Annotated in this window: 22 protein-coding genes and 2 other annotated features; all 22 genes read right to left on the reverse strand. The window is 38.5% G+C overall.

Annotated features, from left to right (window positions below; translation table 11 throughout):
- Positions 1–18 precede the first annotated feature (18 nt).
- The 22 genes from rpsL to PB01_RS19795 all read right to left on the reverse strand — a co-directional run bounded on the left by rpsL (position 19) and on the right by PB01_RS19795 (position 21549).
- The gene (rpsL, locus tag PB01_RS19690) at positions 19–438 is read right to left on the reverse strand and encodes a 30S ribosomal protein S12 (protein WP_151701740.1); all 420 of its coding nucleotides are present in this window, start codon (positions 436–438) and stop codon (positions 19–21) included.
- A gap of 98 nt (positions 439–536) precedes the next feature.
- The gene (locus PB01_RS19695) at positions 537–785 is read right to left on the reverse strand and encodes a ribosomal L7Ae/L30e/S12e/Gadd45 family protein (protein ID WP_151701741.1); all 249 of its coding nucleotides are present in this window, start codon (positions 783–785) and stop codon (positions 537–539) included.
- A gap of 135 nt (positions 786–920) precedes the next feature.
- Entirely contained in the window at positions 921–4523 is a 3603-nt protein-coding gene (gene rpoC, locus PB01_RS19700; protein WP_151701742.1) for a DNA-directed RNA polymerase subunit beta', read from the reverse strand.
- A gap of 219 nt (positions 4524–4742) precedes the next feature.
- On the reverse strand, positions 4743–8297 hold the full coding sequence (gene rpoB, locus PB01_RS19705) for a DNA-directed RNA polymerase subunit beta (RefSeq protein WP_151701743.1): 3555 nt from the start codon (positions 8295–8297) through the stop codon (positions 4743–4745).
- 228 nt (positions 8298–8525) lie between these two features.
- Positions 8526–9128, reverse strand: coding sequence for a class I SAM-dependent methyltransferase (locus PB01_RS19710; RefSeq protein ID WP_151701744.1), 603 nt, complete (start codon positions 9126–9128; stop codon positions 8526–8528).
- A 78-nt stretch (positions 9129–9206) separates the two neighbouring features.
- Positions 9207–9569 (reverse strand): 50S ribosomal protein L7/L12, encoded by a 363-nt coding sequence (rplL, locus tag PB01_RS19715; RefSeq protein WP_151701745.1) that lies wholly within the window; start codon positions 9567–9569, stop codon positions 9207–9209.
- 71 nt (positions 9570–9640) lie between these two features.
- Entirely contained in the window at positions 9641–10141 is a 501-nt protein-coding gene (rplJ, locus tag PB01_RS19720; protein ID WP_151701746.1) for a 50S ribosomal protein L10, read from the reverse strand.
- A 32-nt stretch (positions 10142–10173) separates the two neighbouring features.
- Positions 10174–10317 (reverse strand) — a sequence feature (ribosomal protein L10 leader region).
- A 42-nt stretch (positions 10318–10359) separates the two neighbouring features.
- A complete protein-coding gene (gene rplA / locus PB01_RS19725) occupies positions 10360–11052 on the reverse strand; it encodes a 50S ribosomal protein L1 (protein WP_151701747.1) in 693 nt (230 codons plus the stop codon).
- A gap of 126 nt (positions 11053–11178) precedes the next feature.
- Positions 11179–11604, reverse strand: coding sequence for a 50S ribosomal protein L11 (rplK, locus tag PB01_RS19730; RefSeq protein ID WP_151701748.1), 426 nt, complete (start codon positions 11602–11604; stop codon positions 11179–11181).
- Positions 11605–11777: 173 nt separating this feature from the next.
- Complete coding sequence (gene nusG / locus PB01_RS19735) at positions 11778–12311, reverse strand: transcription termination/antitermination protein NusG (protein ID WP_151701749.1); 534 nt, start codon at positions 12309–12311, stop codon at positions 11778–11780.
- Positions 12312–12414: 103 nt separating this feature from the next.
- Positions 12415–12600: a preprotein translocase subunit SecE gene (gene secE / locus PB01_RS19740; protein WP_151701750.1), complete on the reverse strand. Its 186-nt coding sequence runs from the start codon at positions 12598–12600 to the stop codon at positions 12415–12417.
- Positions 12601–12643: 43 nt separating this feature from the next.
- Positions 12644–12793 carry a 50S ribosomal protein L33 gene (rpmG, locus tag PB01_RS19745; protein WP_151701751.1) on the reverse strand — a complete coding sequence of 50 codons (150 nt, stop codon included), beginning with the start codon at positions 12791–12793 and terminating at the stop codon, positions 12644–12646.
- A 76-nt stretch (positions 12794–12869) separates the two neighbouring features.
- Positions 12870–13514: an RNA polymerase sporulation sigma factor SigH gene (gene sigH, locus PB01_RS19750; protein ID WP_151701752.1), complete on the reverse strand. Its 645-nt coding sequence runs from the start codon at positions 13512–13514 to the stop codon at positions 12870–12872.
- A gap of 70 nt (positions 13515–13584) precedes the next feature.
- The gene (locus PB01_RS19755) at positions 13585–14094 is read right to left on the reverse strand and encodes an NYN domain-containing protein (RefSeq protein ID WP_151701753.1); all 510 of its coding nucleotides are present in this window, start codon (positions 14092–14094) and stop codon (positions 13585–13587) included.
- A gap of 4 nt (positions 14095–14098) precedes the next feature.
- The gene (rlmB, locus tag PB01_RS19760) at positions 14099–14869 is read right to left on the reverse strand and encodes a 23S rRNA (guanosine(2251)-2'-O)-methyltransferase RlmB (RefSeq protein WP_151701754.1); all 771 of its coding nucleotides are present in this window, start codon (positions 14867–14869) and stop codon (positions 14099–14101) included.
- The gene (locus tag PB01_RS19765) at positions 14866–15288 is read right to left on the reverse strand and encodes a Mini-ribonuclease 3 (RefSeq protein WP_404815094.1); all 423 of its coding nucleotides are present in this window, start codon (positions 15286–15288) and stop codon (positions 14866–14868) included. The genes rlmB and PB01_RS19765 overlap by 4 nt, the downstream gene beginning before the upstream one ends.
- A 4-nt stretch (positions 15289–15292) precedes the next feature.
- Positions 15293–16693 carry a cysteine--tRNA ligase gene (cysS, locus tag PB01_RS19770; RefSeq protein WP_151701755.1) on the reverse strand — a complete coding sequence of 467 codons (1401 nt, stop codon included), beginning with the start codon at positions 16691–16693 and terminating at the stop codon, positions 15293–15295.
- Positions 16674–17345 carry a serine O-acetyltransferase gene (cysE, locus tag PB01_RS19775; RefSeq protein WP_151701756.1) on the reverse strand — a complete coding sequence of 224 codons (672 nt, stop codon included), beginning with the start codon at positions 17343–17345 and terminating at the stop codon, positions 16674–16676. Before cysE ends, cysS begins: the two co-directional genes overlap by 20 nt.
- Positions 17346–17401: 56 nt before the next feature.
- Positions 17402–17624 (reverse strand) — a binding site (T-box leader).
- Between the two features lie 58 nt (positions 17625–17682).
- On the reverse strand, positions 17683–19146 hold the full coding sequence (gene gltX / locus PB01_RS19780; RefSeq protein ID WP_151701757.1) for a glutamate--tRNA ligase: 1464 nt from the start codon (positions 19144–19146) through the stop codon (positions 17683–17685).
- A gap of 70 nt (positions 19147–19216) precedes the next feature.
- Positions 19217–19696, reverse strand: coding sequence for a 2-C-methyl-D-erythritol 2,4-cyclodiphosphate synthase (gene ispF, locus PB01_RS19785; RefSeq protein ID WP_151701758.1), 480 nt, complete (start codon positions 19694–19696; stop codon positions 19217–19219).
- 4 nt (positions 19697–19700) lie between these two features.
- Entirely contained in the window at positions 19701–20390 is a 690-nt protein-coding gene (ispD, locus tag PB01_RS19790) for a 2-C-methyl-D-erythritol 4-phosphate cytidylyltransferase (protein WP_151701759.1), read from the reverse strand.
- A gap of 70 nt (positions 20391–20460) precedes the next feature.
- On the reverse strand, positions 20461–21549 hold the full coding sequence (locus PB01_RS19795; protein ID WP_151701760.1) for a PIN/TRAM domain-containing protein: 1089 nt from the start codon (positions 21547–21549) through the stop codon (positions 20461–20463).
- Positions 21550–21585: the final 36 nt, after the last annotated feature.

Raw genomic sequence — 21585 nt, forward strand, 5'->3', positions numbered from 1 at the left:
TGTCTAATTATTTAAAAATTATTTTTTTACTTTCGGGCGTTTTGCACCGTATAAAGAACGACTTTGCATACGACCTGTAACACCAGCTGTATCAAGAGCACCACGTACGATATGGTAACGTACCCCTGGTAAGTCTTTCACTTTTCCTCCGCGGATAAGTACAACACTATGTTCTTGTAGGTTGTGACCTTCACCAGGAATATAAGCAGTAACCTCTAACGTATTTGTCAAACGTACACGCGCATATTTACGAAGTGCTGAGTTTGGTTTCTTCGGCGTCATAGTACCAACACGAGTACAAACCCCACGCTTTTGTGGAGAGTTAAGATTTGTAGCTGACTTTTTAAAGCTGTTATAGCCTTTTCCTAAAGCTGGAGACTTTGAGTTCGTAATTTTGGATTGACGAGGCTTACGTACCAATTGGTTAATTGTAGGCATCGATTATTCCTCCCTTCATTTATTCTTTTTAATACCACACATCCAGGTGGTTCATTTTTTGGGTAAAAACAAAGTCTTTGTGTTTTACACAAAAACTGTTACACAATAAGAGCTACTACTGATGCACCTAAGCGCAATCCACAAGCTTTACCAAGATCTATTTTAGACTTTACGTAGTGTATAAGAACATTGTTATCTTGTGCTGTTGATCGTGCTAGATCAATAATTCTTTCCTCTACATCAAGTGCAATATAAACTTCTTTGACAAGCCCTTTTTCCATCGCTTTTACTGATTGCTTTATACCTATGATTGTTTTTTTTGCTTGTTTCACTTTTTCATAAGACATTTTCATATCCTCCAAAGTCACAAGTCAGATAACTATCAACCTTAAACATATTATCACTCTTAGAAAAGACTGTCAACACTAATCTTAAAAATATTAGGGAGAACTACCATGACGTTTCTCCCTAATATTTATTTTTTAATCAGTGCTTATTGTTTCTTTTCCTTTATCCGCTTTATTACTAGTAATCTGAATCTGACGATAACGTTGCATACCCGTTCCAGCTGGAACTAGTTTACCAATAATTACATTTTCTTTTAATCCTAGTAATTCATCACGTTTCCCTTTAATCGCTGCATCCGTTAAGACACGAGTCGTTTCTTGGAATGATGCTGCAGATAAGAATGATTCTGTTTCTAGAGAAGCTTTCGTAATACCAAGAATTACTGGGCGACAAGTTGCAGGGATCTTACCTTGTAAAACTGCATCCTTATTTGCCTCAGCAAATTGATGAATATCAAGCAGCGAGCCTGGAAGTAATTCCGTTTCACCAGCTTCAATGACACGAATCTTACGAAGCATTTGACGTACCATTACTTCGATGTGTTTATCACCAATTTCTACCCCTTGCATACGATAAACTTTTTGTACTTCTTTTAATAAGTACACTTGAACGGTAGAAACGTCTTTTACTTTCAATAATTCTTTTGGATCAGTAGAACCTTCCGTTAATACCTGTCCACGTTGAATTGTATCATTTACTTGAACTTTTATACGCGCATTATAAGGCGCTAAATATTTACGAGTTTCTACATTACCTTGAATTGTAATTTCTTTTTGGCCCTCTCTAATTTCATCAATTTCAGTAACAATACCTGTAATTTCTGAAATAACAGCTTGCCCTTTTGGATTACGAGCTTCAAAAATCTCTTGGATACGTGGAAGACCTTGAGTAATATCATCTCCGGCAACCCCACCTGTATGGAATGTACGCATCGTTAACTGCGTACCTGGTTCTCCGATTGATTGAGCAGCAATAATACCAACCGCTTCTCCAACTTCTACAGTGTCTCCAGTAGCTAAGTTGAGACCGTAACATTTTTTACAAACACCGTGCTTCGTATTACATGTAAACGCTGAACGGATTGTTAACTCTTTGAGACCCGCTTCTTCAATAATGCGAGCGACATCCTGTGTAATTAAACCGTCTTTCACTAGGATTACCTCATTCGTTGTTGGATGGAAGATTGTTTTCTTCGTATGACGACCGACAATACGTTCACCAAACTCTTCAATTACTTCCGTGCCTTCCATAAGTGAACCTATTAGTAATCCACGGTCAGTTCCACAGTCTTCTTCTCTAACAATTACATCTTGAGCTACGTCAACAAGTCGACGAGTCAAGTAACCTGAATCGGCAGTTTTAAGTGCAGTATCAGCAAGTCCTTTACGAGCACCATGAGTCGAGATGAAGTATTCAAGAACTGTTAAACCTTCACGGAACGATGATTTGATCGGAAGTTCGATAATTCGTCCAGCTGGATTGGCCATAAGACCACGCATACCTGCAAGTTGCGTAAAGTTAGATGCGTTACCACGGGCACCTGAATCACTCATCATGAAAATTGGGTTAGAATTATCAAGGGATTTCATCAGTTTGTCTTGAATAATCTCTTTTGCTTTACTCCAATGTCCTATGACACTTGCATAACGCTCTTCTTCAGTGATTAAACCACGACGGAATTGTTTAATTACTTTATCTACTTTACCTTGCGCTTCTTCTAGAATTTCACCTTTGTCTGGAAGTACCACGATATCAGAAATACCGATTGTAATACCAGCTTTAGTAGAATATTTAAATCCAAGTGCTTTCATGCGGTCTAGCATTTTCGAAGTTTCTGTAATATGGAAACGTTTAAATACTTCTGCAATGATATTTCCAAGGATCTTTTTCTTGAATGGTTGTATAAGATCCATTGCCTCAATATGTTTCTTTATATCTGTATTTGTAGAAACAAAGTAGTTTGATGGAGTTTCAATTTGCAAATTGAAGTCAGTTGGTTCATTAATATACGGGAACGTCTCTGGTAATATTTCATTAAAAATTACTTTACCAACAGTTGTTGTTAACAACATTTTGTTTTGTTCTTCCGTAAATGTTTGGTTTTTAAGTGATGATGCATCAATTGCGATACGTGTATGCAAATGTACATGACCAGTGTTATATGCGATTAATACTTCTTCTGGACCATAGAAAGTAGAACCTTCTCCTGTTGCCCCTTTTCGCTCAAGTGTTAAGTAATAGTTTCCTAAAACCATATCTTGAGAAGGTGTAACAACTGGTTTTCCATCTTTCGGGTTCAAAATGTTTTGTGCTGCAAGCATTAATAAACGGGCTTCCGCTTGAGCTTCTGCCGATAAAGGAACGTGAACTGCCATTTGGTCACCATCAAAGTCAGCGTTGTAAGCTGTACACACAAGAGGGTGAAGACGAATTGCACGGCCTTCTACTAATGTTGGTTCGAAAGCTTGAATACCTAAACGGTGAAGAGTAGGTGCTCGGTTTAATAAAACCGGATGCTCCCTAATGACGTCTTCTAATACATCCCATACTTCAGCATGCATACGTTCAATTTTTCGTTTAGCACTTTTAATGTTGTGAGCTAAGCCACGTTCAACTAGTTCTTTCATTACAAATGGTTTAAATAATTCAATAGCCATTTCTTTTGGAAGACCGCATTGATACATTTTTAAGTTAGGTCCTACTACGATAACCGAACGACCAGAATAGTCTACACGTTTACCAAGTAAGTTTTGGCGGAAACGACCTTGTTTCCCTTTCAACATATGAGAGAGTGATTTTAATGGACGATTACCTGGTCCTGTAACCGGACGACCACGACGACCATTATCAATCAAAGCATCTACAGCTTCTTGTAACATACGTTTTTCATTTTGTACGATAATACTTGGAGCACCTAAGTCAAGTAAACGTTTTAAGCGGTTATTACGGTTAATAACACGACGATATAAATCGTTTAAATCAGATGTAGCAAATCGTCCACCATCTAATTGAACCATTGGACGCAATTCTGGAGGAATTACCGGAAGTACGTCTAAAACCATCCAATCTGGCTTATTTCCTGAATTACGGAAAGACTCTACTACTTCTAAGCGTTTAATAGCACGTGTACGACGCTGACCTTGTGCAGTTTTCAGCTCTTCTTTTAAGCTTTCTGTTTCACTCTCTAAATCAAGTTCTTGAAGTAGACGTTTAATTGCTTCTGCACCCATAGCAGCTTGGAACTTTGTACCAAACTTATCACGGTATGCACGATATTCTTTTTCAGAAAGTAATTGTTTCTTTTCAAGTGGTGTATCAGCAGGTTCAATTACCACATAGGAAGCAAAATAAATTACTTCTTCAAGGGATCTCGGAGACATATCCAAAATTAGACCCATACGACTTGGAATACCTTTGAAATACCAAATATGTGAAACTGGTGCTGCTAATTCGATATGTCCCATGCGTTCACGACGTACTTTTGAACGTGTTACTTCTACTCCACATCGATCACATACTACACCTTTATAACGAACTCGTTTGTATTTACCACAGTGACATTCCCAGTCTTTAGTAGGACCAAAAATACGTTCACAGAACAAACCATCTTTTTCAGGTTTTAATGTTCGATAGTTGATTGTTTCAGGTTTTTTAACTTCCCCGTAAGACCAAGAGCGAATTTTATCAGGTGAAGCTAAACCAATTTTCATATACTCAAAATTATTAACATCTATCAAGGAGCCTACCTCCCTTTAGTCTTGTGTCTTTTAAAAGACTTTCCAAGTAGCTCTGCATAATGCAATTTTATACGGAAATACGGACAGGCATCACCTGTCCGATTTCTTTTTACCTTTTATTCCACTATCCCTACTGGTTCCTCTTCTTTTGCTCCTGCGCACAGCTCGTCGCAGAAAACACTTGTTAGTCGCCGCGAAATAGTTGTCTAGCTGTATTCTTTATTCCACTATCCCTACTGGTTCCTCTTCTTTTGCTTGTGGCAAAATTCCAAGTGCGTCCGCTGCAGGAATATCGTCATCTTCATCTAAATCGCGAAGTTCTATTTCTTCTTCGTCAATAGTTAGCATTTTAACGTCCATACCTAAACTTTGTAATTCTTTGATCAATACTTTGAATGATTCAGGAACACCTGGTTCTGGCACGCTTTCACCTTTAACGATTGCTTCATACGTTTTTACACGCCCTACAACGTCATCGGATTTAACTGTTAAAATTTCTTGCAGTGTATAAGCGGCACCATAAGCTTCTAGTGCCCATACTTCCATTTCTCCGAAACGCTGACCACCAAATTGCGCTTTCCCTCCAAGAGGCTGTTGCGTAACTAGTGAGTAAGGACCCGTTGAACGAGCATGTAACTTATCATCAACCATGTGGGCAAGTTTAATCATATACATAACCCCAACAGAAACACGGTTATCAAATGGTTCACCTGAACGACCATCATAAAGAGTCGTTTTACCATCACGGTTAAGTCCAGCTTCTTCCATCGTATTCCAAACATCTTCCTCGTTGGCACCATCGAATACTGGTGACGCCATATGAACACCTAGAAGTCTAGCAGCCATACCTAAGTGAAGCTCTAGTACTTGCCCAATATTCATACGAGAAGGTACACCTAGTGGATTTAACATGATATCAACAGGTGTTCCGTCTGGAAGGAAAGGCATATCTTCTTCCGGAAGAATCCTTGAAATTACCCCTTTATTACCATGACGTCCGGCCATTTTATCCCCTACAGAGATTTTACGTTTTTGAACGATATATGCACGGACTAATTGGTTAACGCCTGGAGATAATTCATCGCCATCTTCACGGTTGAATACTTTTACATCTAAAATTATCCCACCAGCACCATGAGGTACGCGTAGAGATGTATCACGAACTTCACGAGCTTTTTCACCAAATATAGCATGAAGTAAACGCTCTTCCGCAGTTAGTTCTGTAACCCCTTTTGGTGTTACTTTCCCAACTAGGATGTCTCCATCACGAACTTCTGCACCAATACGGATAATTCCACGATCGTCTAAATTGCGTAATGCATCTTCTCCGACGTTCGGAATATCTCTCGTAATTTCCTCTGGCCCAAGCTTCGTATCACGCGATTCTGATTCATACTCCTCAATATGCACAGAAGTGTATACATCATCTTTCACGAGACGCTCGCTCATTATAACGGCATCCTCATAGTTATATCCATCCCATGTCATGAAGGCTACTAATACATTACGACCTAATGCTAGTTCACCTTTTTCCATAGAAGGACCATCTGCAAGCATATCAAGTGGTTTAACTCGATCCCCAATTTTCACAATTGGACGTTGGTTAATAGAAGTACCGTGATTTGAACGTTCAAATTTGTGTACTTTATAAGATGTTAAATCTCCTTTTACTTCTTTTCCATCGACTTCTTCGATGCGACGAACTCTAATTTCTTTCGCTTCTACGTGTTCTACGATACCATGGTATTTTGCAATAACAGCAGCACCTGAATCACGTGCATTCACATGTTCCATACCTGTTCCTACAAAAGGAGCTTCTGGATTCAGTAAAGGAACTGCTTGACGTTGCATGTTCGCTCCCATAAGAGCACGGTTCGAGTCATCATTCTCTAAGAAAGGAATGCATGCTGTTGCTGCAGAAACTACTTGTTTCGGCGATACATCCATGTAATCAATCTGATCTCTTCTAAATACAGTATTATCCCCACGGAAACGACCTACTACTTCTTCTTTAACGAATTCACCATCTTCTGATAAGGGAGAGTTCGCTTGCGCTACTACATAGTTATCCTCTTCATCAGCTGTTAGATAATCAATGCGTGAAGTAACGAGACCTGTTTCAGGATCAACACGTCGGTATGGAGTTTCAATAAATCCAAATTTATTTACTTTTGCAAAACTTGAAAGCGAGTTAATAAGCCCAATATTCGGACCCTCAGGCGTTTCAATCGGACACATGCGACCATAGTGAGAGTAATGAACGTCACGCACTTCGAATCCAGCACGTTCACGCGTTAAACCACCAGGTCCAAGAGCAGAAAGACGACGTTTATGCGTTAGTTCTGCAAGAGGGTTTGTTTGGTCCATGAACTGAGATAATTGTGAACTACCAAAAAATTCTTTAATAGATGCAATGACCGGACGAATATTGATCAATTGTTGTGGAACAATTGATTGTGTATCGTTAATAGACATTCTTTCACGAACTACTCGTTCCATACGAGAAAGACCAATACGGAACTGATTTTGTAACAACTCTCCTACCGAACGTAAACGGCGATTTCCTAGATGGTCAATGTCATCCGTATTTCCAACATTGTATAAAAGATTAAAGAAGTATCCAACAGAAGAAACGATATCGGCAGGCGTAATGTTTTTAACTTCTGTTTCCACATACGCATTGCTAATTACATTAATCTCCTTTTGTTCTTCTTCATTTGGTGCATAGATTTTAATGGATTGAATGGTAATATCATCTTCTAAAACACCACCTGCTTGAGATAATGTTTTAAACCCTATACCATTCTCTAAATGAGGGATCAGTCTATCAAGTACTCGACGATCTATCAGAGTACCCGCTTCTACTAATATCTCGCCTGTTTCAGGATCCACTAGCGTTTCTGCTATCGTTTGATTAAACAAACGATTTTTTATATGCAATTTTTTATTCATTTTGTAACGACCAACATTCGCTAAATCATAGCGTTTTGGGTCAAAAAAGCGAGAATACAACAAACTTTTTGCACTTTCAACTGTTGGTGGTTCACCAGGGCGTAGACGCTCATAGATTTCAAGTAACGCTTTTTCAGACGTTTCCGTATTATCTTTTTCAAGCGTATTACGTAGATATTCATTGTCACCAATTAAATCAATGATTTCTTGATCAGATCCTAAGCCTAATGCGCGAAGTAAAACAGTAACAGGTAATTTACGCGTGCGATCGATTCGAACGTATACGACGTCTTTTGCATCAATTTCATACTCTAACCATGCGCCACGGTTTGGAATAACTGTAGATCCAAAGCCTTTTTTACCATTTTTGTCTGTTTTGTCATGAAAATAAACACTTGGTGAACGGACTAACTGAGATACGATAACGCGCTCAGCACCATTAATTACGAAAGTACCTGTTTCTGTCATCAGTGGGAAATCACCCATGAATACATCTTGTTCTTTCACTTCGTCCGTTTCTTTGTTGTGGAGACGTACTTTTACGCGCAGTGGAGCTGCGTATGTTGCGTCACGTTCTTTTGATTCGTCGACTGAATACTTCGGTTCATTTAAACTATAGTCGACGAATTCAAGTGATAGATTGCCTGTAAAGTCCTCGATTGGTGAAATATCTTTAAACATTTCACGTAAACCTTCTTCAAGGAACCATTCGTAAGATGCTGTTTGAATTTCGATTAGATTCGGAAGTTCAAGCACCTCACTAATACGCGCAAAACTTCTGCGTTGGCGGTGTTGTCCGTACTGAACTAGTTGACCTGTCAACTCATTCACCCCTCAATAAAGCGATAATAGGTCTTTCCCATATCAACAAATTAGTGTATGATATCGAAAAGACAAAAAGAAAACGAGTTCTAAATAAGAGCTCATTTTTAAATAACCAAACTTTTCTTTCGGCCAGTATACCCGTATTTAATACATTTATTCAAAAAGGCATACGTCCTCAAAATAATATTTTACATTTCATTATAATATCATAGCGATTTTGTCAAGTCAATCTTTTGTAGCTTTTAAAATCCAGTAGCCTTTTGCTTTTTCTACTATTTCCACTTGACCAAAAATCTCTTCTAAATAACTAAAAGTTGATGGTGCCCCTTGTTTCTTTTGAATCACAATCCACAATTCTCCCTTTGAAACCAATATTTCATAAGATTCCTTGTAAAAACGAAAAATAGTCTCTTTTCCAGCGCGAATTGGTGGATTAGTTATAATAGCCGCAAAGTTTGCAGTCTGAACCGCTGACAACCCATCACTTTCATAGATTCGTACATTTTGTATCCCGTTAGCAGCAGCATTTTTTTCTGCAAGTTGGATTGCACGTGTGTTAACATCTACTAAATGAACTGTTCTTCCTTCATTTGCTTTCGCAATAGACAGACCAATCGGACCGTATCCACAGCCTATATCTAAAAAATCTCCTTCTAGATCAGGTGTTTCAAAAGCATCGATTAATACACGGGAGCCAAAATCTACTTCGCTCTTACTAAAGACACCAGCATCTGTTTCAAATCGAAAGGCATTCCCAAGCAATGTAAAATTCCAGTGACGTGGCTTACTTTCCGTTTGAGGTTTTCTAGAGTAATAGTGATCAGACACCGAATAACCCTCCATAATACATACGAAGAAAAGCCCGTCGTTAACTGACGAGCTTTTTTTCTTCGAACTGTACAAAAATTACTTAACTTCTACGTTAGCGCCGACTTCTTCAAGTTGAGCTTTGATAGCTTCAGCGTCTTCTTTAGATACGCCTTCTTTAACTGCTTTTGGTGCGTTATCAACTACTTCTTTAGCTTCTTTCAAACCAAGACCAGTGATTTCACGAACAACTTTAATTACTTTAATTTTTTGATCGCCTGCAGAAGCAAGGATTACGTCAAATTCAGTTTGCTCTTCAGCTGCAGCAGCACCGCCACCTGCAGCCATTGCTACAGGAGCAGCAGCAGTTACACCAAATTCTTCTTCAATTGCTTTTACTAAGTCGTTTAACTCAAGAACTGTCATTTCTTTGATAGCTTCTAAGATTGCTTCTTTGTTCATTTTATTTTCCTCCTATAATGGATATTTTTTAGGCTATTTGCCCTTTTTTAGTTGTTAAGCCGCGTAATAAATTATGCGCCTTGTTCTTCTTTTTGTTCTGCAACAGCTTTTGTTGCAAGCGCGAAGTTGCGCATTGGAGCTTGAAGTACTGAAAGAAGCATAGAAAGAAGACCTTCTCGTGATGGAAGTTCAGCTAATGCTTTCACGTCTTCAGCAGACGCTACAATACCTTCGATGATACCAGCTTTGATTTCAAGATGTTCGTTCTTTTTAGCAAAATCATTAATGATTTTTGCAGGTGCAACTACGTCTTCGTTAGAAAATGCTACTGCGTTTGGTCCAACAAGATGTTCGTTGATTCCATCCACACCAGCAACTTCAGTCGCACGGCGTGTAAGAGAGTTTTTGTAAACTTTGAATTCCACACCAGCTTCGCGAAGTTGTTTACGTAGTTCAGTTACTTGCGCAACGTTTAAACCACGGTAGTCAACTACTACTACTGAAGCAGCAGCTTTAAACTTTTCTGCAATGTCTTGAACTTGCACTTTTTTTGTTTCAATTGCTTTGTTCATTTTGGCACCTCCTATAAGAATTGGCCATTTATACCGACAAAAGAAAAGCCTCTGATCTACGGATAGACACAGAGGCAGAAAGTCATCATCTAAGAAGAATCTGAATTTGCTTGTCCTCGGTAGGATATTAAGTGACATGCCACTCCTACTGTCTTCGGTACAAATGTATATTTCACAACAAAAGCCATCTTAACAGATAGACCTTTAGTTGTCAATTATTATTTAATTGATTGAGCGTCAACTTTAACAGCAGGACCCATTGTAGTTGTAACATTAACAGATTTCATGTAAGTACCTTTAGAAGCAGCTGGTTTAGCTTTTTGCACTACTTCAAATACCGCCAAGAAATTTTCTACTAATTTTTCATCTTCAAAAGATACTTTACCGATTGGCGCATGAATGATACCAGTTTTGTCAGCGCGGTATTCTACTTTACCAGCTTTGATTTCTCCGATAGCTTTCGTAACATCAAATGTAACAGTACCTGTTTTTGGGTTTGGCATTAAGCCTTTAGGTCCAAGTACGCGACCAATTTTACCAACTTCACCCATCATATCCGGAGTTGCTACGATTACATCGAAGTCAAACCATCCTTGTTGAATTTTGTTGATGTATTCTGTATCACCAGCATAGTCTGCACCTGCAGCTTCTGCTTCTTTCAGTTTTTCACCTTTAGCGAATACTAATACGCGTTGTGTTTTACCAGTTCCGTTTGGAAGCACAACTGCCCCACGGATTTGTTGGTCATTTTTACGAGTATCGATCCCTAAACGGAAAGCAACTTCTACAGTTGCATCGAAGTTAGCAGTGCTAGTTTTTTTCGCAAGTTCAATCGCTTCTTTAGCCGAATATAATACATTACTATCGATTAATTTTGAAGCTTCTTGTAATTTTTTACCTTTGTTAGCCATTAAAATGTCCTCCTTGATAGTGGTTTTAGCGGAATAAACCTCCCACGTGTAAAGGTTGTAGTTATTCTAAGGAACAACTACAACCTCCAAAAAACAAATGCATTATATTAAAATGCACATTAAATATTAGTCTTCGATTGTAATACCCATGCTACGTGCAGTACCTTCAACCATCAACATAGCTGCTTCAACAGACGCTGCATTTAAATCTGGCATTTTTTGTTCTGCGATTTCGCGAACTTTATCACGTTTCACTTTCGCCACTTTTACGCGGTTTGGTTCACCTGATCCAGATTGAATACCTGCTGCTACTTTAAGTAGCACTGCTGCCGGCGGAGTTTTTGTAATGAAAGTAAATGAACGATCTTCAAATACAGAAATTTCAACCGGAATGATTAGACCTGCTTGATCGGCAGTACGTGCGTTGAACTCCTTACAGAATCCCATGATATTAACACCCGCTTGTCCTAATGCAGGACCAACCGGTGGCGCTGGGTTTGCTTTACCAGCAGGAATTTGTAATTTAACAACTTTAATCACTTTTTTAGCCACGAGACACACCTCCTTAAGTCCGTGATGTGGTAATTGGGTTGCCCCTCCCACTCAAATATCTGTCTCTCAGCGAATTGCTGATAACATTAGAAAAATTCATACAGACTTATTTTAAGTCTGACCTTTGAAATGATACCACTATTTTCAACCTTTAGCAAGTAACTAAATAAAAATTATATTTTCGTTACTTGAACGAAGTCTAATTCCATATTTGTTTCTCGGCCAAACATATCTACAGAAACAGTTACTTTACCTTTAGTAGAGTCAATTACCTCTACTTTCCCTTGGAAATGAGCAAACGGTCCTTCTAATACTTCAACCAATTCGCCTACCGCGAAGTCTACTTCTACTCTTGCTTCATTGCTGCCCATTTGTTTCAACATAGACTGCACTTCTTCAGGAGCTAAAGGTGTTGGTTTTGTTCCTCCGCCTGAAGAACCCAGGAATCCAGTTACCCCTGGAGTATTTCTTACAACATACCAAGCATCATCTGTCATAATCAGTTCAACGAATACGTACCCAGGGAAAGTTTTTCTCGAAACGACACGTTTTTTTCCATCTTTAAAATCCGTTTCTTCCTGTTCAGGGATATATACGCGGAAAATTTTATCTGACATTCCCATTGTTTCTACACGCTTTTCTAAGTTTGCTTTTACTTTATTTTCATACCCAGAGTAAGTATGAACAACATACCAATTTTTTTCCATGGCTGTAGGACTGATCGTCCTTCCCTCCTTTTCTTAGACAAATGAAAAAACCCGTTCGTTTAGTAAGACGGGCTATTTTCAAAAAATATTTACAAAATGCATTTTATAGATCCAAATACCAACGGAAAAGTTGAGAAATCCCTAAATCTACTAAACCAAAGAATACAGCCATAACTATCACTGTCGCTAGTACGACAACTGTATATCTTGTAAGCTCTTTCCTTCTAGGCCAACTTACTTTTCTCATTTCAGACATTACATTTTTAAAAAATCCTCCAACATTAGCCATCTTAGCTAAACCTCCATACGGAAAATCTATCTTATTTACATACTCACAACGTTTGTTTGTGAAGTGTATGTGCGTTACAATGCGTACAATACTTTTTTCGTTCTATACGTATAGATGCACTCTCTTTTGATGTATTAACCGTATAATTTCGGTGACCACATTGTGTACAACTCAAGACAATTTTCTTAGTCATTTTCTCACCTTTTTGGCGTTTAAGTCTTTTTAAAGATTATCATCTTACATAAACTGTGTCAACAGAATCCCAGTGTTTATACATAATTACTACCAATCTCCATATAACGCTCTAATTTTCGTTTCACTCTTTGAAGCGCATTATCAATTGATTTCACATGTCTATTCAACTCTTCTGAAATCTCTTGGTAAGACTGCCCATCTAAATATAACACAAGCACTTGTTGCTCCAGTTCACTTAAAATCTCCGTCATTTTCTCTTCCATACTATTATAATCTTCCCGATTTATAATTAACTCTTCTGGGTCATCTATTACCGAACCAGCAATCATATCCATCAAAGTTCGGTCAGATTCTTCATCATAGATAGGTTTATCTAATGATACATATGAGTTTAGCGGAATATGCTTTTGACGAGTTGCAGTTTTAATAGCTGTAATAATTTGTCGAGTAATGCATAACTCGGCGAACGCTCGGAAAGATGCTAGCTTTTCTTCCTTAAAATCTCGAATTGCTTTATATAATCCAATCATGCCTTCTTGGTGAATATCTTCTCTGTCAGCGCCAATTAAAAAGTAGGATCTGCCTTTCATACGAACGAACGAGCGGTACTTCGTTATTAAATAATCTAGTGCTTCAGTGTTCCCTTGATGAACCATCTCTACAAGTTCCTCATCTTGTAAACTATCCAATTGTTGTAGATTATGTTCCGCCTTTTCCAATGAAGTCACCTCTGCAATATACGAATAGATATAACAAGTATACAGGAAGAAAATTTACAGCGTCAATGCATCATTTCATTCCTCTTCGCCATTTTTCGAAAATTTCTGCAACTTCCTCTGTTAAAGGTATCTTAGAAGTTGGTTTGTTTTCTTGGATACGCCTCACATTTTTCGTAATATTCGATGAAATAGAAGCCATTTCGATTTCAAATTCTCGGGCAGATTTTCTTAATGCACCTTGTCCAAAAACTACTCTTTGCTCTGTCATATCGGAAGTCGCTACGTGAATTTGAACTCTTCTACCACTTAATTCCTGCGTAAGCTTTTCAATTCGTTCATCCGCTGTCTCATTTTCACGAGTAAATATTACCTCTACATCATTTTGCCTCTGCTTGTTTTCTACTCCCGGAACTAGATGTGCATCAAAAACCACAATCACTCGAATACCTGTAAATGCTTTATATTCTGCCATTAGTTCAATTAGTCGGTCTCTCGCATCTAAAAGTTTGTCGCTTTTTAATAATCTTAATTCATTCCATGCGCCGATGATATTATAGCCATCGACAAGTAGGATCTGCATCTGTTTAGCCTTTAAGCGGACGTCTAACACGCAATACTTCGTATAAAAGTATTGCGGTAGCAACAGACGCATTTAAACTTGTCACATGACCGACCATCGGCAAGTGGTATAAGAAGTCACACTTATCTTTTAATAAACGACTCATACCTTTTCCTTCACTACCAATAATAAGTGCTAGCGGAAGTGTTGCATCCATATTTCGATAGTCCGTTGATTTTGCTGCATCAGTTCCCGCAATCCAAACACCACGTGTTTTTAACTCATCCACTGCTTGTGCTAAGTTGCCGGCACGATATACAGGGATATGCTCTATGGCACCTGTTGATGCCTTTGCAACTACTGCCGTTAACCCTACAGCTCGTCTTTTTGGAATAATGATCCCGTGCGCTCCAACTGCATCTGCCGTACGCATAATGGAACCAAGATTATGTGGGTCTTCAATTTCATCTAAAATAATAAAAAGAGGATCCTCTTTTTTACTAGCTGCTAGTTCAAACAAATCATCTAGCTCTGCGTAACGGTAAGCAGCAACTGAAGCAACAATTCCTTGATGATTTGCATCCGTTAAGTTATCCAACTTCTTTTTCGGAACAAATTGAACAATAATACCCGCTTCTTTTGCTAATTGAATAATTTCATTGACTCCACTTTTTTGTATACCTTCCGCAATCCATACCTTGTTCATATCTCTCCCGGAACGCAACGCCTCGACTACAGGGTTCTTCCCTGCGATAATCTCACCTGTTTGTTCTGTTTGCTCTGTTTGTTCTGTCATTTACTTTTCTCCCCTTTCTGTGCGTCGATAAATTCAATGGAGAATTGCAGCAACTCCTGCAACCGCTCTTTTTGTTCACTTAAATATAAACTTCCTATCACCGCTTCAAACGCTGTACTATAATGATATGTTTGAACATCTGTGTTTTTCGGCACAGTTCCAGACTTTGCATTTCGACCTCTTCTTAATACAGCTTCTTCTTCTTCAGTCAGAAAATGAGTGTTTAAAAGTTCTCTAACAATTGTTGCTTGTGCTTTTGCTGATACATAGTTTGTAGCCTCTCTATGCAAGATATTAGGTTTTACACGCCCCGAACGAATGAGATGCTCACGAACAACTTGCTCTAACACAGCATCTCCCATATATGCTAAGGCTAAAGAGTTTAGTTGTTTTACATCAGAAAGTTTAAAATTACTCACAAGTTTATCCTCTTTTCCATCGGATACCTTGCGCAGTATCTTCTAAAATAATATTCATGTCTTTTAATTGATCTCTGATTTCATCTGCTCGCGCAAAATTGCGATTTTGTCTCGCTTCATTACGCTCTTCGATTAACGCATCGATATCTTCATCCAATACTTCTTTCTCTTGTTTAAGCGAAAGCCCTAACACGGATGTTAGTTCATCAAAAACCATTAGGAATTGGTTTAATACTGGTTCAGAAGTTTGCTTTTCGAGTAAATAGGTATTTGCAAGCTTTGATAGTTCAAATACTGCTGCAATTCCGTTCGCTGTGTTGAAGTCATCATCCATAGCAGTAATAAATTGTTCTTTCACTTCTCCGATTTTGTGTAGCCAAATATCACTGTGATCACCTAAATCAGCAGTTGCATTTAAGCGATGCACCACATTTGCATAAGAAGTTCGAATTCTTTCAAGACCAGCTTTCGCTTGTTCTACTAGATCTCCAGCGTAGTTAATCGGATGACGATAATGTACACTTAGCATGAACAGTCTTAATATTTGTGGATCAATTTGCTGACGGATATCGTTAACTAGTACAAAGTTCCCGAGTGATTTAGACATCTTTTCATTATCAATATTAATATAACCATTGTGCATCCAATATCTTGCAAAGGTTTTTCCAGTTCTTGCTTCTGATTGCGCAATTTCATTTTCGTGATGAGGGAAAGTTAAATCTTGGCCACCTGCATGAATATCAATTGTGTCTCCTAGAATCTCACGCGCCATTACTGAGCACTCAATATGCCATCCTGGGCGTCCTGAACCCCAAGGGCTTTCCCAGAAAATTTCTCCTGGTTTCGCCGCTTTCCATAACGCAAAATCAAGCGCATCCTCTTTCTTTTCACCCGTTTCAATACGTGCGCCAATTTTCAAATCATCTACTGACTGGTGGGAAAGTTTACCATAACCATCAAATTTTCTTGTGCGGTAATACACATCTCCATGGGATTCATATGCATACCCTTTTTCTTCTAGCACTTTTATAAACTCTATAATTTCGGTCATATGATCCGTTACTCGAGGATGGGAGTCTGCTCTACTGCAGCCCAATGCTTCCACGTCTGCAAAATAAGCATTTATGAAACGTTCTGTTAAATCGGAAACGTCTTCACCGAGTTCATTTGCCGCCTTAATAATTTTGTCATCTACATCAGTAAAGTTTGATACGTATGTCACATCATAACCACGATATTCTAAATACTTTCTGACCGTATCGTATACGATTACAGGTCGGGCGTTCCCAATATGAATGTAGTTATATACGGTTGGTCCGCACACATACATTTTAACCTTTCCCTCTTCCATTGGTACAAAGGGTTCTTTTTCACGTTTTAATGTATTAAAAATTTGAATTGCCATACTCTTTCATCTCCTCTACTTTTGTCAGTCTCTCTATTTCTTCTTGTAACACTTTTATTTCATTTTCCATCTTTTTGCATCTATCAGCAAAAGGATCCGGTAGATCTTGATGATTTAAATTCCGCTTCAATTTCACACCATTTTGAATAACGACTACACCAGGAATACCAACAACTGTTGAGTTAATCGGAACATCTTTTAACACGACAGAACCTGCTCCCACTTTACTATTTTCTCCAATTGTAATGGATCCTAAAACCTTTGCACCTGTTGCTACTAGCACATTATCGGCAAGGGTGGGATGTCTTTTTCCTTTTTCTTTTCCTGTCCCCCCCAATGTAACCCCTTGATAAATTGTACAATCCTCTCCAATTTCACAAGTTTCCCCAATAACTACACCCATTCCGTGGTCAATAAAAAATCGTCTGCCGATTTTAGCACCTGGATGAATTTCGATTCCTGTAAAAAAACGGCTAATTTGCGAAATGATCCGCGCAAGGAAAAATAGCCTCTTTTTATATAGAGCGTGGGCAATTCGATGGCTCCAAATAGCGTGTAAACCTGAGTATGTTAATACTACTTCTAGCATACTTGTTGCTGCAGGATCCTGTTCAAACACAACGGCTATATCTTCTTTCATTCGCTCAAACATCTGTATCTCTCCTTTTGGAAAAAAATAAAAAAAAGCGTCTCTGTCTATTGAAAATAGACAGAGACGCTTTAGGCGCGGTTCCACTCTGATTGAAAAGGTGTTTACAATACCTTTTCCACTTAGCATCTTTAACGCAGATGATACGTCCAGCCTACTCGTACGTTCGGCATGGCACTCAGAGGTGCATTTCAGTAACTCATTGGTTCAGACCACTTTCAGCCGGTGATGGTCCTCTCTAAAGAACTTGCGTTACTTACTTCTCCTCATCTTAGCTTTTTATAGATTTCGTTCGGAATTTGTATCCTCATTTTCACACCTAATTACATGAAAGTCAATCTTATTGTTTTGCGTATTTAGCCACTCGAGCAATTACTTTTTCTTTTCCGATTAGGCTGATTGCATCCGCTAACTCAGGACCGTGCGTTTGACCAGTTGTCACTACACGAATTGGCATGAATAGATTTTTTCCCTTATGGCCTGTTTCTTTTTGAACTGCTTTTATAGCCCCCTTAATCTCTGTTGCTTCAAAAGTGTCTAAAGATTCTAATTGCGTTTTAAATGCAGCCATAACTTCAGGAACTTGTTCACCAGCCAATACTTCTGCCGCTTCTTCAGTATATGCAATTTCATGATCAAAGAACTGAGAAGATAATTCAACGATTTCAGCTCCGAAGCTCATTTGGTCATGATAAAGAGCGATCAGCTTCGTTGCCCATGCTTGTTCATCTGCACTTAATTCTGCCGGAAGAAGTTCTGCCTTTTGTAGATGAGGAAGTGCAAGTTCAACGACTTTTTCAAGTGGTAATTGTTTAATGTATTGATTATTCATCCATGTTAACTTTTGTTTATCAAACATTGACGGTGATTTAGATAAACGATTTACATCAAAAATATTAATGAATTCCTCTTTCGAGAAAATTTCATCTTCCCCTTCAGGAGACCATCCTAAAAGTGCAAAGAAGTTGAACATTGCTTCAGGTAAGTAACCAAGATCTTTGTATTGAGTGACAAATTGAATAATGGACTCATCACGTTTCGATAGCTTTTTACGACTTTCATTAATAATTAAGGTCATATGTCCGTACTTCGGATATTCCCATCCAAATGCGTCAAATACCATTAATTGTTTTGGTGTATTAGATAGATGTTCTTCTCCACGGAATACATGTGAAATCTTCATAAAGTAGTCATCTAATACTACCGCGTAGTTATACGTTGGGATTCCATTTGCTTTCACAAGTACCCAATCTCCAACATCTTTCGATTCAAATGTAACCGAACCACGAACTAAATCCTCAAATGTGTATGTTACGTTATCTGGTACACGCATACGAATTGTAAATGGCAAACCTGCAGCTTCTTTTACTTGTACTTCTTCAGCTGATAAATGGCGACATTTCCCATTATACATAGGGGCTGCTACACCTTTTTCTCTTTGTACTTCACGATCAGCTTCTAATTCCTCTGACGTACAGAAACATTTATAGGCATGTCCATTTGCTAGCATTTCTTCCGCATGCTTCATGTAAATATCCAGGCGTTCCATTTGGCGATACGGTGCATAAGGTCCACCGATGTCAACGGATTCATCATATTCAATACCTAACCATTTTAAGTTTTCGAGTTGTGATAATTCGCCACCCTCTACATTGCGTTCAATGTCTGTATCCTCGATACGAACGATAAATTTTCCGTTATGATGGCGTGCATATAAATAGTTAAATAATGCTGTACGTGCTCCTCCAATATGTAAAAACCCCGTTGGACTTGGTGCATATCGTACGCGAACTTCTTGTGTCATTGTAATATCCTCCTAGTTTTCGAGCATGTAAACTTTATTTATTTTACCATTGCTACTGTGCTTTTTAAAGTTAGTCTTTCTTTACAAGTAAAATAGTTGCCATCGAAGCTATACCTTCTTCACGACCTGTAAAACCTAATTTTTCTGTTGTCGTTGCTTTTACATTCACTTGACTAACATGCGCCTGAAGAAGCTCTGCAACCCGTGCACGGATCGTTTCAATATGCGGAGCCATTTTCGGCTTTTGCGCAATAATAGTACAATCAATATTTCCCAACTTATAACCACGAGCATCTACGATTTTCCAAATATGTTCCAGTAATTTAGCTGAATCCGCGTCTTTAAAATCTGGATCGGTATCAGGGAAGTGTCTCCCAATATCTCCTTCTCCTATTGCTCCTAGAGCTGCATCTGTAATCGTATGGAGCAACACATCTGCATCCGAATGTCCAATAAGCCCTCTCTCGTAAGGAATTGCAATTCCTCCAATAATTAACGGGCGATTATCTGCAAATTCATGTACATCAAACCCTTGACCAATTCGTATCATTTTATTAATCCCCCTGCTTATGTTTGTTTAATATTACTTCCCCCAAAAGAAGATCTTCTTTTGTCGTCATCTTTACATTATCATACGTACTTTCCACAATGTGCACTTGCTCTCCTAGACGTTCGACAAGCATCGCTTCATCAGTACCCAAAAAGCAATCTTTGTCCGCAAGACGCTCAGCTTTTTCTAATAGTGCATACTGAAAAGCTTGTGGCGTTTGGATAACCCATAAACTTTCCCGATCCACCGTTTCTTGAATTATACCATTTTCTACTTTTTTCATTGTATCCTTTGCACGAACTGCCGCTACTGCTGCTCCCGATTCCTCAGCAGTTTGGACAAGTTGATGAATAACTACTTGTTTAATAAAAGGTCTTGCCGCATCATGCACAAGTACAATGCCTTGGTCTGGAGAGGATTTTAGACACGCGTATACGCTATGTTGTCTCTCTGCTCCGCCTTCTGTAATAGCGACCACTTTTGTAATATGATGTTTTATCAACATCTGCTCAATAAATGTTTGTTCTTCTTTTTTTACTGCCAATACGATAGATTTACACTTCGAATCTTGCTCAAAAACACGCAAAGTATGTATTAAAATAGGAATCTGTCTCAATTCTAAAAACAGTTTATTTTGACCTGCTCCCATGCGCTTTCCACTACCTGCTGCAGGCAATAACACCGTATACATCAAATACTTCTCCTCCTGTTACCAATAGAAAAAGGGCGTTTTCCTACTAAATCTTAGGAAACTACCCCTTCCATTATTTTGAGTCTTGTGGTTTCGCGAAAATCATTCGACCTGCAGAAGTTTGAAGAACGCTCGTCACTTCCACATTAATCGCTTGTCCAATATACACTTTGCCACCTTCAACTACAATCATCGTTCCGTCGTCTAAGTAAGCGACACCTTGGTTATGCTCTTTGCCGTCTTTAATAACGACTACATGCATTATTTCCCCGGGAATAACGACTGGCTTGACTGCATTTGCAAGATCATTAATGTTAAGAACGCGCACTTGATGAAGGTCACAAACTTTATTTAAGTTGAAATCATTCGTCACCACAATTCCATTCATTTTCTTCGCCAAACGCATAAGTTTTAAGTCTACTTCTTGTATGTCTTCAAAATCTTCTTCCACAATTAATACAGCGGAAGCACGTTCCGTTTGCAATGTTTTTAACACATCTAGTCCACGACGTCCTCTTGTTCTTTTTAAGGTGTCAGATGAATCTGCAATATGCTGTAGTTCCGTAAGTACAAACTGTGGAACTACCAATACACCTTCCATAAAACCAGTCTTTGAAATATCCGCAATACGTCCATCTATAATGACACTTGTATCGAGAAGTTTATACGTCCCCAAACTTAAATCCTGTTCCTCATCGTCTGAACCTTTTTTCTTTTGCCCAGGTTGTTTGGCAGTAGTGAAAACTTGTAGTAACTCGTCCCGTTTTTTAAAACCTACTTGAAAACCTAAATACCCAAGCACAATAGATAATAAAACCGGAACAACCGATCCAATACCTAGAATAACTATATTGTTAATAGCCGTTCCGAGTAGAAACGCTACAATTAACCCAATGACAAGTCCAATTGTCCCAAATAGCAGATCACCTATCGGCGCCATTAAGAGACGTTCTTCCATCCAACGAATAAAGTTAATTAAGTAGTCTGTTAAAAAAAATGCAGCAATATACAGTATGATTGCACCAATAATAACAGATACATAAGGATTTTGAATCCATGGGTTATCAGATAAATTTATTATTTCGTATAAGTGCGGTAAAAATATTAACCCTAATGTACCTCCTATTAAAATGAATGCAATTTGAATAATCCATTTTAACAAACATCCCACCTCCATTTACCTTTTATTATACCGCCA

The sequence above is a fragment of the Psychrobacillus glaciei genome (assembly GCF_008973485.1).
GTDB classification, from domain to species: domain Bacteria; phylum Bacillota; class Bacilli; order Bacillales_A; family Planococcaceae; genus Psychrobacillus; species Psychrobacillus glaciei.

Bases quoted from the DNA above. Each gene is read 5' to 3' on its own strand.
- rpsL (WP_151701740.1), bottom strand. From the start codon at position 438: ATGCCTACAATTAACCAATTGGTACGTAAGCCTCGTCAATCCAAAATT.
- PB01_RS19695 (WP_151701741.1), bottom strand. From the start codon at position 785: ATGTCTTATGAAAAAGTGAAACAAGCAAAAAAAACAATCATAGGTATA.
- rplL (WP_151701745.1), bottom strand. From the start codon at position 9,569: ATGAACAAAGAAGCAATCTTAGAAGCTATCAAAGAAATGACAGTTCTT.
- rplJ (WP_151701746.1), bottom strand. From the start codon at position 10,141: ATGAACAAAGCAATTGAAACAAAAAAAGTGCAAGTTCAAGACATTGCA.
- rplA (WP_151701747.1), bottom strand. From the start codon at position 11,052: ATGGCTAACAAAGGTAAAAAATTACAAGAAGCTTCAAAATTAATCGAT.
- nusG (WP_151701749.1), bottom strand. From the start codon at position 12,311: ATGGAAAAAAATTGGTATGTTGTTCATACTTACTCTGGGTATGAAAAT.
- secE (WP_151701750.1), bottom strand. From the start codon at position 12,600: ATGGCTAATGTTGGAGGATTTTTTAAAAATGTAATGTCTGAAATGAGA.
- rpmG (WP_151701751.1), bottom strand. From the start codon at position 12,793: ATGACTAAGAAAATTGTCTTGAGTTGTACACAATGTGGTCACCGAAAT.
- PB01_RS19755 (WP_151701753.1), bottom strand. From the start codon at position 14,094: ATGCAGATCCTACTTGTCGATGGCTATAATATCATCGGCGCATGGAAT.
- rlmB (WP_151701754.1), bottom strand. From the start codon at position 14,869: ATGACAGAACAAACAGAGCAAACAGAACAAACAGGTGAGATTATCGCA.
- cysS (WP_151701755.1), bottom strand. From the start codon at position 16,693: ATGGCAATTCAAATTTTTAATACATTAAAACGTGAAAAAGAACCCTTT.
- cysE (WP_151701756.1), bottom strand. From the start codon at position 17,345: ATGTTTGAGCGAATGAAAGAAGATATAGCCGTTGTGTTTGAACAGGAT.
- gltX (WP_151701757.1), bottom strand. From the start codon at position 19,146: ATGACACAAGAAGTTCGCGTACGATATGCACCAAGTCCAACGGGGTTT.
- ispF (WP_151701758.1), bottom strand. From the start codon at position 19,696: ATGATACGAATTGGTCAAGGGTTTGATGTACATGAATTTGCAGATAAT.